Annotated in this window: 21 protein-coding genes; 3 read left to right on the plus strand and 18 right to left on the minus strand. The window is 63.8% G+C overall.

Annotated elements, in window-relative coordinates; genetic code table 11:
- Window positions 1–170 precede the first annotated feature (170 nt).
- Window positions 171–776, minus strand: a complete 606-nt coding sequence (locus tag CI805_RS01525; protein ID WP_260925417.1) for an SOS response-associated peptidase — start codon at window positions 774–776, stop codon at window positions 171–173.
- A gap of 92 nt (window positions 777–868) precedes the next feature.
- Here CI805_RS01525 and CI805_RS01530 point away from each other — a divergent pair, with 92 nt between their 5' ends.
- From CI805_RS01530 to CI805_RS01540, 3 genes are read left to right on the plus strand one after another with little or no spacing between them, the layout of a single operon-like run.
- Window positions 869–1,153: a hypothetical protein gene (locus tag CI805_RS01530; RefSeq protein ID WP_260925419.1), complete on the plus strand. Its 285-nt coding sequence runs from the start codon at window positions 869–871 to the stop codon at window positions 1,151–1,153.
- Window positions 1,154–1,167: 14 nt separating this feature from the next.
- Entirely contained in the window at window positions 1,168–1,491 is a 324-nt protein-coding gene (locus CI805_RS01535; protein ID WP_260925421.1) for a hypothetical protein, read from the plus strand.
- 12 nt (window positions 1,492–1,503) lie between these two features.
- A complete protein-coding gene (locus CI805_RS01540) occupies window positions 1,504–1,881 on the plus strand; it encodes a hypothetical protein (RefSeq protein ID WP_260925423.1) in 378 nt (125 codons plus the stop codon).
- A 433-nt stretch (window positions 1,882–2,314) separates the two neighbouring features.
- On the opposite strand, the gene CI805_RS01545 is transcribed toward CI805_RS01540, so the two are convergent.
- From CI805_RS01545 to CI805_RS01625, 17 genes are all read right to left on the minus strand, one after another.
- Entirely contained in the window at window positions 2,315–2,704 is a 390-nt protein-coding gene (locus CI805_RS01545) for a hypothetical protein (protein ID WP_260925425.1), read from the minus strand.
- 11 nt (window positions 2,705–2,715) lie between these two features.
- The gene (locus tag CI805_RS01550) at window positions 2,716–3,246 is read right to left on the minus strand and encodes a glycoside hydrolase family protein (RefSeq protein ID WP_260925427.1); all 531 of its coding nucleotides are present in this window, start codon (window positions 3,244–3,246) and stop codon (window positions 2,716–2,718) included.
- Window positions 3,239–3,535, minus strand: a complete 297-nt coding sequence (locus tag CI805_RS01555) for a hypothetical protein (RefSeq protein ID WP_260925429.1) — start codon at window positions 3,533–3,535, stop codon at window positions 3,239–3,241. Before CI805_RS01555 ends, CI805_RS01550 begins: the two co-directional genes overlap by 8 nt.
- Complete coding sequence (locus CI805_RS01560; RefSeq protein WP_260925431.1) at window positions 3,532–3,729, minus strand: hypothetical protein; 198 nt, start codon at window positions 3,727–3,729, stop codon at window positions 3,532–3,534. Before CI805_RS01560 ends, CI805_RS01555 begins: the two co-directional genes overlap by 4 nt.
- Window positions 3,729–3,893, minus strand: coding sequence for a hypothetical protein (locus CI805_RS01565; RefSeq protein WP_260925433.1), 165 nt, complete (start codon window positions 3,891–3,893; stop codon window positions 3,729–3,731). Before CI805_RS01565 ends, CI805_RS01560 begins: the two co-directional genes overlap by 1 nt.
- Window positions 3,894–4,022: 129 nt before the next feature.
- On the minus strand, window positions 4,023–4,325 hold the full coding sequence (locus tag CI805_RS01570; protein WP_260925435.1) for a hypothetical protein: 303 nt from the start codon (window positions 4,323–4,325) through the stop codon (window positions 4,023–4,025).
- Window positions 4,310–7,558, minus strand: a complete 3,249-nt coding sequence (locus CI805_RS01575) for a hypothetical protein (protein ID WP_260925436.1) — start codon at window positions 7,556–7,558, stop codon at window positions 4,310–4,312. The genes CI805_RS01570 and CI805_RS01575 overlap by 16 nt, the downstream gene beginning before the upstream one ends.
- Window positions 7,559–7,561: 3 nt before the next feature.
- A complete protein-coding gene (locus CI805_RS01580; protein ID WP_260925439.1) occupies window positions 7,562–8,560 on the minus strand; it encodes a hypothetical protein in 999 nt (332 codons plus the stop codon).
- Between the two features lies 1 nt (window position 8,561).
- Complete coding sequence (locus CI805_RS01585) at window positions 8,562–9,191, minus strand: phage tail protein I (RefSeq protein WP_260925441.1); 630 nt, start codon at window positions 9,189–9,191, stop codon at window positions 8,562–8,564.
- Window positions 9,188–10,078, minus strand: a complete 891-nt coding sequence (locus CI805_RS01590) for a baseplate J/gp47 family protein (RefSeq protein ID WP_260925443.1) — start codon at window positions 10,076–10,078, stop codon at window positions 9,188–9,190. Before CI805_RS01590 ends, CI805_RS01585 begins: the two co-directional genes overlap by 4 nt.
- 80 nt (window positions 10,079–10,158) lie before the next feature.
- The gene (locus tag CI805_RS01595; RefSeq protein WP_260925445.1) at window positions 10,159–10,638 is read right to left on the minus strand and encodes a phage virion morphogenesis protein; all 480 of its coding nucleotides are present in this window, start codon (window positions 10,636–10,638) and stop codon (window positions 10,159–10,161) included.
- Window positions 10,638–11,120, minus strand: coding sequence for a phage tail protein (locus tag CI805_RS01600; protein WP_260925447.1), 483 nt, complete (start codon window positions 11,118–11,120; stop codon window positions 10,638–10,640). The genes CI805_RS01595 and CI805_RS01600 overlap by 1 nt, the downstream gene beginning before the upstream one ends.
- 3 nt (window positions 11,121–11,123) lie before the next feature.
- Entirely contained in the window at window positions 11,124–11,336 is a 213-nt protein-coding gene (locus CI805_RS01605) for a tail protein X (RefSeq protein ID WP_260925449.1), read from the minus strand.
- Complete coding sequence (locus CI805_RS01610) at window positions 11,333–11,545, minus strand: hypothetical protein (protein WP_260925451.1); 213 nt, start codon at window positions 11,543–11,545, stop codon at window positions 11,333–11,335. The genes CI805_RS01605 and CI805_RS01610 overlap by 4 nt, the downstream gene beginning before the upstream one ends.
- The gene (locus CI805_RS01615; protein WP_260925453.1) at window positions 11,542–11,865 is read right to left on the minus strand and encodes a head completion/stabilization protein; all 324 of its coding nucleotides are present in this window, start codon (window positions 11,863–11,865) and stop codon (window positions 11,542–11,544) included. Before CI805_RS01615 ends, CI805_RS01610 begins: the two co-directional genes overlap by 4 nt.
- A 284-nt stretch (window positions 11,866–12,149) precedes the next feature.
- A complete protein-coding gene (gene gpM / locus CI805_RS01620; protein WP_260925455.1) occupies window positions 12,150–12,926 on the minus strand; it encodes a phage terminase small subunit in 777 nt (258 codons plus the stop codon).
- A gap of 116 nt (window positions 12,927–13,042) precedes the next feature.
- Window positions 13,043–14,185 (minus strand): phage major capsid protein, P2 family, encoded by a 1,143-nt coding sequence (locus CI805_RS01625; RefSeq protein ID WP_260925457.1) that lies wholly within the window; start codon window positions 14,183–14,185, stop codon window positions 13,043–13,045.
- Window positions 14,186–14,200 lie beyond the last annotated feature (15 nt).

Here is a 14,200-nt window from a genome sequence, read left to right on the forward strand (position 1 = left end):
CGACGGCGTTATCATCAACAAGATGAACCAACTAGTGATCAAATCCCAAAGTAGCTTACCCCTCCCGGCTGCTGACGAACCTGCCCGGTAAGGGAAACCGGACTGACCGCTGTTCTGCGCGGGAGATTGGCCCTCGAACGGCCGACTAGGGCGAATTCTTGACTCACGCGTCACGTCCTTTTCACCCAAGGCTGATCCGTGCGATCCACGTCGAGCCGCCCTTCCCACGTCCGGCACAGCGCGAACGCCTCCTCGGGCTTGCCCTCCATCCACTGCTGCCAGTCGGCCTTCGCTATGATCGTCGGCATCCGGTCATGCACGTCGGCCATCTGTTCGCAGCCATCGACCATGACCATCGAATAGGCCTCGCCCCATTCATGCGTCGGGCGCCAGAGGCCGCCTACGGCGAACAGCTCTTGATCCGGCAGCGAGTACCAGGTGCGCGTCATGTGCCCCTTGGCTCCCTCGGCTTCCGCCCAGGCACTCGCCGGGATCAGGCAGCGGCGCTCGGCAAAGCTGGTGCGCCAGAAGGCAGTTGATAGCTTGTCCTCGCGAGCGTTGTTCACCGGTTTCGGCTTGAGAGGCTGGCCGGTCTTCTTGCTCTTGAGTACCAGCGGGAAGCCCCATGTCATCGCCCGTACGCCCTCGCAGGTGGCGACGAGGCCGGGATAGCCGGGGTAGATCTCGGATGCGACGTTCGCGCCGCTGTCGGCTTGTACGCCGAACAGATCGGCCGCTTCCGCCACGCTCTGCTCCATGCGATAGAGGTTACACATGGCCGGATCATGCGCCCGCAGCGGGAGGAGTCAACGAGGCTCGTCGCACCGGGGATATGAGAACAAATGTGGAACATGCTATGAGGATCGGCATGACGATTCGCATGCGAGACCCTGAAATGGCCAACCCCTTATCAGACCACGAAATGCTGTCCCTCGGGCGACAATACCTGCAACTGGCCGACCGCGACGGGGCGAGCGCAGACGATCAGACCGCCCTTCGCGACTTCATGCCTGCCCTGCTTCATCGCCTCGGCGAGAAGGTGGATGCGGCGCATGAGCGCCCAGACGAGCCGGTGCTCGATCTGCGGTTCTGCGGGGTAGAGCTGCCCGCCGACGATCCGCAGACCGAGCTGGCACTGCCTGAGCCTGAGTAAGCGGGGCATGCGCGGTGAAATGGTCGCAGTCCGGCGTGATGCTGCCCACCCGGATATTCGAGGCTGCCACCTTGCAGCAGTGCATTCTGGTTCAATGCCGCTGCGGACACTGGGGCTGCTTCGAAGCGCATGGCCTGTGGTGGCATTTCGAGCGGCGCCACTGGGACGACCGACTCAATCGGGCGGCGCAGCGGTTCTGGTGTCGCAGGTGCGCTTCGCTCACCAAGCGGAAGGTGCGCCCCGTCAAAGTCGAAGCGATCGAGTTTCAGCAGGGCGCATTCGAGCTGCCCTGGCCAGAAGAGCGAATATGGAAACGCGCCGTTGCGCGGGTGCGGTAAGGAGGTAAACCCATGGAGAACAGGGACCGGGCGCTGGACGATCTGCGCCGGGAAGTCGGCAGGATCGCGGCGGGCAAAGGGCTATGGCACGATTGCACGAAGCCCACGGACTATCGCGCGTTTACGCCAGCGCCGCCGGATGCGCGATTGCAGGTTAACGGCACGGGACGGACGCAATCGCAAGAGGAGCGCGGGCCATTCGGTCGCTGGCTGGTAAGGCAGGACGAGACGGGATTACGCGCCGAGTTGATCAAGGCCGCGAAGGCCGATCCGCGCTTTCCGCTGGATGGCGACCCGGAGAAGGTCCGCGCCCACCTGCGCGCGAACATGGCCGATGGCGATATGTTCGAGGCTGTGGACGAGGCAGAGCTGGACTGGATCGCGTTATGAGTAAGAATATCGTCGCATTCCCCCGTGAGGGGTTCATCATCAACAACAGTATGTGCCGTCATCCGGGGCCCGAGCACCATCTTATGTGTTTTCGGGCCGCAGGGCATATCGGCGATCACAAGTGGGACGACTGGCGCGGATGCAGGGTGCGGGGTGGTCCATTCGGGACAATCCCATTTGGAGGATTTGCCATCTGATCATTTCATTGCGGCAACCTTATCCCTGTCAGCGCTTTCTCCCAAAGCTGGCATGCTGACCACCCGTTCGTTGGCCAGTACGTGACCGGGCAGGCCAACCTGCCCTGGAAATCCCGCCCGGTCACTTCTTCCCAGCAGTATCCGCCCTCGGCCAAGCCTCCACCGTCATCCGATGCCGTTCGGCGCAGTCACCGTACTGTGCGATGAGGCTCTGCTCCCAAACCCCGCGATCGGGATCAAGGAGCGGGCTTGGCGGTGTCTGTACTGGTGGGCAAGGCTGGCGCAGGTTGGCCTGAAGCTCGGGCGTTGGCGTCGGCGACCGCATCGTCGAGCACGCTGCGCACAGCGTCAGGAGCAGCGCAATCGACGCTGACCGGGCGATCCTTGTAAATGGTGCGGATTTCATTGGTTCGCGTCTCACTTCTCACGCCAGCATCCTGCCGACTCTGCTCATAGGTGGTGGCGGCGGCATCGATGCGGTCGGCCTGCTTTTGCAGATCCTTGGCGGTACCCTTCACTTCCTTCAGGTCGCCGCTGTCCCGGTGCCAGCCCTGTGCGGTCCAGCCTGCGCCAAAGCCGACAACGGTCAGCGCCAGGCCACCGGCGGCGTAGGCCCATGTGGGCACGATTAGACCCATCAGCGCTGCTTCCCGGTAAGGCAGAACGTCTGCTCTTCGCCTCGGCGGCGCACGAGGCCGGGATACCGGACGCCGCGCGACGTGACATACCAACCGGGGAACGCTTTGCAGCCAGCGGCCCACCGGCCAGCATTAAAGGCTTTCGCCATGGGCGAGCGGCAGAAGGCTGCGGGGCCTGCATTGTAGCTGGCGTCGATCGACGCGCCATAGGCAAGCTGGTGCGCCGGATCGGCGAACTCAGGCACGCACTTCACGATAAGGGGCCCATAGTCTTTTGCCATCCGCGCGCGCAGCTTGGTGGCACAAGCGCTCTTGGAATAGATCACGCTCGGATCGATCTGCCGCTCGCCGTAGCACTGCGTCAGGTAACCGGCCGGATCCTTGTAGACCTTGCCGCTGTAACCCTCGTTCGGCTCGGTGAGCACCGGGGCGACTAGCGCGACGGTCGCTGCCGTGAAAGCAGTGAGCGCAGCGCCGGTCAGCTTCTTGCCAGGCGTCCATGTGGGTTGGGTTTCCAGTGCATCAGCCACGGTCACGCTCCTCCCGCTTCTGCTGGATCAGGGCAGCGGTTTTGGCCTGGGGAAAGAATTTGGCGGCCACCCCACCTGCGAACAGCGCCCAGGCGATTTGCTGGGCGTAGGGGATCATGTGGCGCAGATCGGGCGGCATGGAGGTCCACGCTTCACTGATGCCCTGCACGCCCGGTCCCAGCAGCAGGCCAAGGCTGGGCAGGCGCACCGACCAGTAGCGCCACTGGTCTCGCCAGTCCGCAACCAAGCGCGCCTCGATTCCGGCGAGGAAGGAGCGAATGGCTTTCACTGGCCTTCCTCCTTTTCGCCGCGAAGCCAGCCCTGCACGGTCTTGGTCTCATAGACGCGGATAGCCATCCACACGATCGTGAGCAGCGTGGAGATGGCAGGCAGCATATTGATAAGGGCTCCCAGCAAAGCGACGGCGGAAACCGCGTCGAAGGCCTGTTTGATGTCCTCGGGGAGTTGGTCGATCAGGTGCATCACGACGCGTCCTCCCCGGTGTCAGGATCGTCGGCTGCCTCCGCCACCACGTCCTCGATCGTCACGTCGACAACCATGCCGGTGTCGAGGATCACGCGGACCGGTGAGGCGGTCTCGGCGAGATCGGCGGAGACCGCCAGCGCCCCGCTGGAGACCGCGAACACGTCAGCGGACTGATAGATGATGGCGCCCCGGCCTCGTCCATGACGGACATGCCGACAGCAGCGTCGCGGCGGATGGTGAGCGCCTGGTAATTGGCGATGGTCTGGGATGCTTCCACGGGTAGGCGCTCCTTACTGGACGTCGATGTTGATGATCAGGCCGGTGTCAGCGATGAACATTTTCTTGAAGTTGGAGCCGGTAAGCGTGACACCGGCGCCGACGGCCAGTTGCCCGCCAACAAGCGTGAACTGGCCCAGTTCGGCGCCGCCGTACTTCGCGTGCCAGCATGCGCCGGGGATGCCGGTCGCGATCACGGTCCCGGCCGCCGTGCTGGCAGGCACCACGAAGGTGTAATCGGGCTCGCGCTGGAACATCTCGGCGAACCATTCGAGCATCTCGTCCACCTCGGCCGACATGATCATCGAATCGCGCAAGCCCTCCTGCGTCGTCCTGATGTCGAGGCTACTGGTCGCCTGAAAGTCGTCGGTGAAGCGCTGGTCGAGGAAGGCAATGTCCCGGCGCGGATAGCCCTCGTCCAGCTGCGATGCTGGCAGAATATCGACCGTGCTGGGCACTGCCGCGCTCGATACGCTGTCGGCAAAACCCATGCCCCATTTGAGCGGTGTTGGCGTGTTGATGTGCCGCGAGGGTTGGTCAGCGAAGCGGCGTTGGTGTCCGTGTTCACGCCCGTGGGTGCGGCAAACCAGTTGTTGTCGGTCTGCAGCTGACCTGCCGGTACGTTGGTGCTGTCGAGCCAGGGATAGGAGGTCGATCCGTTGGCATCGAAGCCGCGCGGCTTGAAGTTCAGGACCAGGTTGTTCTCGATCACCTGCTCATAGCCCGGCAACCATGTCTCGGGCCGGATGTAGAAGGCGTTGTACATATCGGTAGCGCCGATATTGTTGCGGATGGTGATGTTCTTGACCGGGCTGCTGGCGCCGCCCTGCAGGAAAAAGAACTGGCCAACGTCCCACAGCACGTTGTTCTGGATCAGCAGACCATCGAGCGTTGCGTATTGCAGGTTCAGCTGCATGTAATCGGGGTGCGTCGAGGCGCCCGTCTCTGCAGGCGACGAACTGGTGAGGAACGTGAAGGTGCTCGCCCCGGTCTTCTTGATGTTGTCGATGGTGCAGAAGATGTGCGGGTTTGCAGCACTGGGAACGCCCGGCGTTGAGGCATAGACCGGCAGCGTCACGTTGATGGCCAGCTTCACCCAGCCCAGCGTCGTTGAATACTCGTAGACGCCATAGGCATCCCCCGCCTCGGTCACGATCGCGCGGGCATAGGCGAGCATGTCCGTTACCGCCTGCAGATCGGCCAGCGTCGTGTAGGTCTTGCCCGAATTGTGTGGCCAGGTGTCGGCAAGGCGGCACAGGCCATAGCCGCGCAGCATCTTGTAGACGCCGCGATTGAGTACCTGTTCGCCGGTATAGGGATCGGCGTGCGATCCGGTGTCGTCGCAATAGACGTAGGCCGTCATATCAACCGGCAGGCCCGCCGCCTCAGCCGCTGCGAACGAGGTGAACTTGGGACCGGGCTCCCCGGCATAGGTATAGGCGCCATTGGGGAATACGGGATCCCCCATGTTCGCCATGTAACCGGGATAGGCTCCGCCTTCGGTGCTGGGCGGGTAGAGCTTGGTGATTCGGCTCTGCGTCTTCCACAGGAACAGATCGTCAGCATCAGTGACGATCGCCTCTCCGGCGTTCGGGCGGTAGCTGTAGAGGTAGACCTGACGATCGGTCGGCAGATCAGTGACGGCAAGGCCCGCCTCGTCCAACGTCTGGATGCCGTTGCCGATGTCGACACAGATCTGGTCGCGCGCATGGTAGACGTCGTAGAGCGAGACGGTGCTGCCCTGACGGATCGCGGTATCGATCGTGCCGCTATAGATGCCGCGACCGAAGTAGATGAAATCCGACCACAGCTTTTCCCCGCGTATGCCCTTGATGTCGAGGACGATAGGCGTGGTCGTGCTGCTGCCCAGATGGCCGAAGCCCCGGCTCATGCGGTTATAGCATACGTCGCGGATGTAATAGTTCTGCCCTACGTGGCTCGCGACGCCCAGCCAGCGGCAATCCTCGCTCTTGTAGGTCTCGCCAAAGAACGTCTTGAGATAGCCACGCGAGTGGTGCTGGGTATGGCCTGAGATAGCCATTTCCGTCATCGAGCACTGCCCAACCGAACCGATGTTCTGGGCAGTCGTGAAGGTCTGGCCGATCTGCTCGCCTTGCGTGCTTGCGCGTGGGAACAGGTGGATATGCCGCAGCGTCATCGTACCCGGATTGCGGGTGACGTTGGTGTTGACGGACCGGATCTGGCCCCAGCGCTTGGGCGCGGAGAAAGCGCCGCGAATTTCATAGGTCGGATACGTCGCGGTCGATGGGGCGACGATGTCGGCGTCGAAGAATTCGTCGCTGACATAGACCAGGTATGCCTCGCTCCACGAATTGGGCGTCAGATCGAGCATCTGGTAGTAGTTGGGGCGCAGGAACGTATAGCTGGTCTGCTCGCGTGACAGCTCCAGCTCGATGCGGCTTTCGGCATGCAGGTAGGGATCGGCGCGCGGGCCGCTGCGATAAGTTGCCGAAGCGGGCCGGATCGTGCCGTCCCATACGGCAGTGCGGCCCCGGCGCATGCGATCGAACTTCATGTTGATCGACTTGCCGCTACCGTTGGTCTGATAGTAGCTGTCGCCGAAGGTCTTGGTGCCGCACACGGGCGCCATGTTCGGCAGTGTCGGGCCGTTCTTGATCAGGCGCACGTCTTCGACCAGCAAGGTTCGGGTTGCGCTCATGCCGGAGGCATAGGCAGCGGCCTGGAAGCCGGGGCGAACGGTGCCAGCAGCGGTCGCCTTGCCTTCCGACCACACGAGATAGAACGTCACCCCGCCATAGGTGCCGAACACGCTATAGCCCCAGCGCCGGGCAGATGAGGTTGCCGAGGCAACCGTGCCGTCTGCATTGAGCGAGAGCGCAACCGTCAGCGTCGGGATCGTGCCCGAGACGGCAGAGGGGATGAAATAGAGGGTCTGTGCGGTCGTGAAGGACTGGACCGCGACGATGGCCTCGACGCGGATCAGATCACCGGCAACGAAGGCCTGGGTGATGTTGGGAAACGAACAGGGGTTCGAATAGGCATAGGTGCCGAAGTTGATCGCCATCCCGAGCCCGGTCGCGCCGTAGATCGAGGGATAGGTATGTGCGCCTGAATAGCTGACCGTCGTGGCCGTCGTCTTGCTGAGGTAAAGCGGATCGGCGGTGCCCGGCGCGGTGCCGGTGTTGAAGGGCGCGCCGACATAGCTGGCGGCCGGGCTGAAATCGACGCCCACGATATTACCCGAGGTATCGTAGTGGACGATCTCCTGATCATCGAGCGTCGAGAACTCCCAGTAGCCCTGCGCATTGCGGAACGCCCGGCCCGCCGTGCTGCGATAGCGCGGGGCCTCGACAATGCCGGTATCGCCATAGTCGATCACCAGCGCGCGGCGCACCGACGTGGCAATGGACTGCGCCAGCGCGGCGTAGCTTGCGGCCTTGGCGATATGCGGCGCCAGAAGGGGGCCGGTGGGCGAACGATAGGTCTCGCCATTCTTGACGACAGGCACGGTCTCGGTGCCGTCCACCGATGCTGCATCCAGCACCGACAAGGTCATGATCTTGGCCATGGCTCAGCACCCCACCGCAATGAAACAGGTTGAATCGTCGTTGTCGTCGGCGTTCCACAGCGAGAAGCCGGTCTTCGTGATGGTGGTGGCAACGACGTTGGGGCGGTTGTCCTTGGCATCGGTGTCGCCTGCGCCGCCACCGCTGGCGACCGCGGCAAAGCAGGCGGTTGGGAACGGCTGCACGAAGACGACAGCCGTGGAGCCGTTCTGCACAGCCGTGACCCGCCCCCAGACCATCTGAAAGCCGAAGAACCGGATGAAGCCGTTCTGCGCGAGCAGCATGGTAATCGGGCCGAGGCGGCGCGGGGTGACGACGGTGTCTGCGCTTGAGCCCTCGGTGATGTCTTCCGCGCTGGCCTCGTTGACGGTCAGTTCACGGTCGGCGGAAAGGTCGCCGCCGCCAGAGATGAGGCCTGTGCCCGTCACCTTGCGTGCCACCAGTGCGGAGATTGCAGCGGTGACCGGTTCGAACAGGGCAGCCAGACGCGTGCCCAGCTTGAGCGGCGTCACGATCGTGAGATCGTCCTCAGCTGCATCGACATCGTCCTGCGTTGCCAGCATGGCCACGCCGCGTGTGGTCACGGTCGCCGGGGGATAAAGGAAAGTCGCGTTGCCGTAGGCGATATTGCTGGCGAGATCGGCGGCGAAGATCACGTCGAACATCAGCAGACCAAAAGCGACCGCCGCCTTGGAGAGCACGACATCGGCCGAAGAAAACACGCCAAACAGCGTGCCGTCGTCCAGGAACAGGCCGATGCCCGTGGCCGTCCACGCGTCCGAACTGGTGTCGTAAACCGTCAGGTGCGAGATATTGGCCGCTGCCGCCACGCCCGAGGTGATCGGCAGACGCTTGAACTCGCCCGGCAGCGCGGTCAGCGTCGGGGCGAAGTCGAATGCGGTGGCGGTCAGGCCCAGATCGCTGATTACGGTCTGGTCGGTGCCGGATGCGGCCTGCACGGCGGCGGTGCCAGCATCCGTCAGTTGGAGGACAAGGGCGGCCATATCAGGCAGTCTCCAGATAATCGGTACCGTCTTCGGTAAGGATCGGTTCCCCGTCCTCGGTCTGGAGCACGAGGCTCCAGTCGCGGCTCGTGTCGTGGGTGGCGGCAAGGTCGGCGCGGAACATGGCTCCCGCGAGGCCGCCGGATGAGAGGTAGAGCGTCGCCTGCGCTTCCAGCGTCTGCACAAAGTCGAAATGCGCGCGCAGCGGCTTGGCGGCGGCCACATCGCGCACGATCGCCTCAGCGGTGGACGCGCTCAAAAACTCGGCCGGGATCTCCAGCATGTCGGCCCGCACCTGAAAGGTATGCGGCGTGCCCTTGGGCGACTGCTCATGCCATTCGAGGATCGTCAGCAGCGGATTGAACCGGTCAAGCACCTGCTGGACGGCGGCACGGGTGCCCTTGATCCGGTGAAACAGGATCGCCTGCGCAATCGCCTCGCGCTTCTGCGCCTCAGTCCAGTCCGTGTCCCAATGGCTGATGGCCACGGCCCAGGCGAGAAACGGCAAATCCGCCGCAGCGCAGGTCGCGGGGTTCCACGATGTACCGACGTCCGAGAGGTCGATACCGGACAGCATCGCGGTTTCTAGCGCACGCTCGACCTTCGTGGAGTTGGGCGGCAGCAGGCTCACAGTTCGGTCCCCGCGATGGTGACGCTGATCGAGGTGGCATTGCCGAACTGGCCCGCAGAAATCGGGATGTCGGTATTGTCCAGCAGCACCACGCGCTGGACGTTACCGACGTGCAGCGCGGCGACCTCTGCCGACCGCGCAATATCGCGATCTAGCTTGCGCACGTCGGCGACATGGGCAGTCAGTGCCGCCTGCGCGGTTTCGAGGATCAGCGACTGATCTGGACCGGCGAAAACGTACAGCTGGGCCTCAATGGTATAGTCCACCGGCTCGGCGGCCTGCACAGTCACGAAGTCGGTCAGTGGTCGCACCGCGCCTTGCAGCTTGGCATCGACGGCGGCGATCACGTCGGCAGAGGGAACTCCGTTGCCGCTGCGGGACATCACCGTCACAACGACTTCGCCGGGGCTGGGCGAAACCGCCGTCGCATCGAGCACATCGGCATGCGCAGACAGCGCGTGGAACACGTAGGCCAGTTCCGGCCCGGCGACAGAGAAGGAATGCGGGGCCAGCTGGATGCGGCGCTTGTAAGCGGTATCGCCTTCCATCACGGCATCGGCAGTATCGGTGGCCGCCGTAATCGTCAGGCGCGGCACGTCCATCAGCGCGCCGAGATGATCGAGGTTCGGGCCGGTGGCAAAGGCCAGCAGCATGCCCTTTGCAGCGTCGTTGCAGGCCTGCGCAAGCACGACCTCGTCGTAGCTGTCAGCCTCCAGCAGCGCGTAGGCCGGATCGCTTTCGAGCAGCGCGGTGAAGGTTTCGTCCTGTGCCAGGAACGTCGCCAGCTTGCCCGCGAACCGCGTGGCGAAGTCCGGCTGCGCGACCAGCACCGGCGCAGGCAGGGTCGAAAGATCGACGGCAGCGGATGAGGCGGTGGAAGTAACCATGCCCCATGGCATGGTCGATGCTATCGCGCGCGCGAAGGCGGCGTCGGGGTAGAGGCGAGCGCTACCTCAATGGGCGCGGTTCACGCGTCCGGGTTGATCATTGCTTCGGCGATTTCCATCGCGAGCCGTTCGTCCTCGGTCGAGAAGCCGAGGATCTCGCGCACGGGGTAGCGGTATCGGATGGGCGATCCGTTGCGCAGCCTCCCGACCAGCGCCATCTCGCCGTACTGGCTGACCGCTGCGACGCGATCGACGCTTCCGTTGGCGGGGCGGATCTCGACACCGGTTTCGTCGGCATCGATCTTCCAGTTTTTCAACCGGCGCAGGCCCTTGAACATCTTGCCGGTGTGGCGGCGGGCGAGGCGCCCACGCCGATCGAGCCGGGGCTTGCGCGGCTCCATGGGAGAGCCGTCCGGCTGCACGTTGTCGGCCACGCGCTTGAGGTTGGAGCGGCGCAGGGCCTGCCCCAGCTTGAGCGCGGCGCGGCGGCGGTGGGCGGGGTCGAGGCCCTGCAGGATGCGCCCGAACCATGCGCCGAATGCGTCGAAATCGTCAGCCATCAGGATTCCCAGGGTGGCAGCACGTCTCCGTCAATCGTACCGGACGGCGGGGTGTTATCGGTGCTGTCGCCGAAGAGATCGGCGAACAGCGGATCGGGTTCGTCCGCCCAGACCAGATCATAGCCGCCGTTAGTTTTCGGCGTAACCGTCACGCCCTGGTCGATCGTTAGCTGGATCAACACCTCGGCAGTGCCATTGTCGAGGAAGTCAGCATCGAAGGTAAAGCCATCGACGCCCGGCACCATCAGCTCTGGTTGGTTGCTGCGCAGCCAGTTGAAGACTGCCAAGGCGAGCACAGAAATGTCCGTGGTCATTTTCAGGATCAGCACGTTGAGCTGGAACGCGAAAACCAGTGAACGCCCGTCCGTCTGGGTGGATTTGCCGGTGCCGCGTTCGATCCAGACCTTTATGCGATCGGGGTCGCGGTTCAGTTCCGGCAGGGCGGCGAGGATCGCGGTGCGGAGGGTGTCGATCTTGCGCAAGGATCAGCTCCAGAGCTGGACGGTTTCGCGCATCGCGGGCGCAGCGGCGGAGACTTCGGGCAGCGTGACCTGCGTTCCGGCAGGCAGGCGGGTTCCCAGCGCGGCAAGCCCGGTGTTCAGTGCGAGCACCTGCTCGGTCACGCCAGCAGTGCGGCCCAGCTCGCGCCAGCAGATCTCGTCCACGGTCTCGCCGTCCATGGCGGTTGCCGTGGTCATCCCTCCATTGCTTTCAGCGCGGCCAAGAGCCGGTTTTCAATCGCTCTCGCGCTCCCGTTGTAGTCACGGTGTTCGAAGCGTTTTCCTGTGCGCAATGTGACCACAAGGTGCGGATCTCCGAATATCTCTTCGCGCTCGAACGACAGCACTTCATTGAGGCGAAAATAGCCGGTGTTGAAATCGAAGAAGGTTGCGGGACAGGAGGTCATATCAGTTCCACTCGGTTGCGGGCGACAGGGGCACCGGCGACGCTGCGCAGGTCGGCTATTGCCGCCAGCGCCATGCGGCGATGATCGTCGGCGGTGGGGGCTTTCTCGGCGGCGCGGTCGAGACCGGCCTCGGTGGCGGAAAGGTCCGCGTATTGCGCGAACAGGTCGGCCCCAGCGAAGAAGCGCACGGCGCGCTCCCACAGCAGCTCGGCGTAGTTTCGCAGGTTGAGCTGCTGATCGGTGACGTCTGAAAGCTGGGTTGCACCCGCCAGTACGCGCGCGGTGCGCCACGTGGCCAGTTCTCGCAGGGCGTGCACCATGCCCCCTCGATTGCAGCGGTCAGGCGAGGCGTGGTCACCACGCCATCGCCCAGTCGTAGCGCATCGCGCACAGCCGACAGCTTTACCGGCGGGAACCAGCCATCGGCCACGACCTGCGCTTCGGGATCCTCGGCAGAGGTGGCGGGCATCGACATGGAGATCAGGCCGGTCATGGTGCCTCACGGGGTTTGCGGTTTACGGGGGGTGGGGACGGTGCGTGCCGAGTGACCGCATGCGGCCTTCGGTCCGAGCCGTCCGCCCCCCGAGCGCCGTGGCGGAGCTAGTCAGGTCTGGGCGGATTCGTCAGTGGGTGCGGCGTCGATCTGGCCCTTGAGCATGCGGGATGCCGCGTCGATGTCCTTCTTGACCCCGACGTTGGTGTCGAGTTCGAAGGCGCGGCGGTAGTGCATGAGCGCCTGCTCGGCGTAGGCGGCCTTTCCGCCTGCCGGGGCGTTGTCCGCGCTCGGATCGAAGTCCGCTGCCTTGCGCATGAAGCCGCGACCGATGGCCTTGTGCAGCTTGGCCATAACGGGATCGGGCATATCCGATCCGGCGACCATGCCGAGCACGCCGACCAGATAGCGCAGATCCACGGCTTCCTGCTGGGCGAGTGCCAATTCGGCGACCTGCTCGGCAAGGAAACATGCAGGCGTGCGCTTGTAGCGTTCGGGCAGGATCAGGTTGTGGCGCAGGACATGCGCGGCAAGGCGCAGCGCGTAATCGAAATCGCGATAGTCCAGCGCCCAGATCATGTTGGTGACGAGGATCTCGTCCTGCGCGGCCTTGCCGTTTTCACCGGCGGCGAGCACGCCCTCGATCCACGGGGCGAAGGTGCCGGCCATCTCGGCCTTCTTCGGGTTGCGGGCCTCGATCGAGGCGATGTCCGCCAGCGTTCGCAGGTTGTCGTGCAGGACGGCGCGCAGGGCGGCGTATTCCTGCCCGACGGGCGTATCTAGCTGCTGGGCGGGAGCGGTGGGGCGACGGCGGTGCGCCACATGGTTGGGGCCTGCGCTCTTGAGGCCTTTGACCATTTCCTTGTGGCGTCGAAAGGGGCTTACCATGCGGGGCATCCTTGTGTGAGTTGGTCCGGCGGGGCGCGTGGCCACCCCGCCGGTGCACTGGCTCTGGGACGCCACCGGCCACGGCAGCGGTCCCGTCAACGCCCTCGGGTATGGGATCAGGCGCCGCCGGTTCCGTCGCCGGTTTCCGTGGTGCCCTCGGTCGTGCCCGCATCGCGGACGCCGAAAGTGATGGTCTCGGCCATGATCGCAAAATCGGTATCCTCGAAGACGTAGCCCTCGTTCACCGAGTTGTAGTCGACCAGGCTGGCCTTGTTCTCCGGCTCATCCTTGATGTAGCGGCGCCGCGAACCGTCCTGGTAATAGATGGACAGGTTCTTGAGTGGCGTGATGAGCATCGTCTTTTCGGGGAACTTCGGCACGATCACGGCCGGGCGTCCACCGATCTGCTTGGCCGACTGGATGATATCATAGGTCGCAACATCGCTGGTCGAACGGCCCCCATCGATCGTGTCGGACAGCGGACGGTTGACCATCGGGAAGTACTTTTCGTCCACCAGATCCTGGCTGACGATAACGACGAGTTCGGTCGAGCTGCGCGCCCAGCTGGGCAGCTGCGAAATCATATCGTAGGCCAACGCGTCGATGTTCTTGTAATCGCCGCTGTCCAAGTCCGAATTCGGGCCGATGTAGATCGGCTTAGGCGCACCCGTCGCGGTTCCATCGGTGGCAAGCTCACGCCCCATGACGTGCTCGGGAGCTTCGATGCGCAGCTTCTGGAGCCAACCGATGTTGACGTCTTCGCCATTGGGGTTGGCAGTCGGATCCGTGGTCGTTGCCACGCTCGTACCATTCCAACCCACCGAGATACGGCTAAGCGCCACCGAAATTGCCACGTGCTTGGCGTAGCGCTGGGCGAAATCCGGGAACTTCGACCAGTTATCGATGATCTGCCAGGGCAGCTTGGTGTTGAACTCGGTGTCTTCGAGCTGGAACTTGCGGTCGGCCATCTTGCCGACGTAGCGCGTCTTGCGCGGCAGATCGTCGTCACCAGTTCGCGAAGCGATCATGTCTTCGGTGCCCAGGCCAATGACCTGACCGATGAGATCGCGCACGCCGAACACGTTGATACGGTCAAGGAAAGCAACCTGCTCGCGCTGGAGATCCTCAAGCCGCTGTTCGGCGGTGGGATCGAGAGCAAACTGGTTTTCGATGCCACGGGCTGCGCCGTTGAGCTGGGTGATGGCGGCGAATAGGCCATCCAGCGAGCGGCGGCCGCGATCGGAGAGGGTATAGCGCATTTTCGGTCAGTCCTG

Origin of the sequence: Novosphingobium sp. 9, assembly GCF_025340265.1 — a bacterium.
Classification (GTDB): domain Bacteria; phylum Pseudomonadota; class Alphaproteobacteria; order Sphingomonadales; family Sphingomonadaceae; genus Novosphingobium.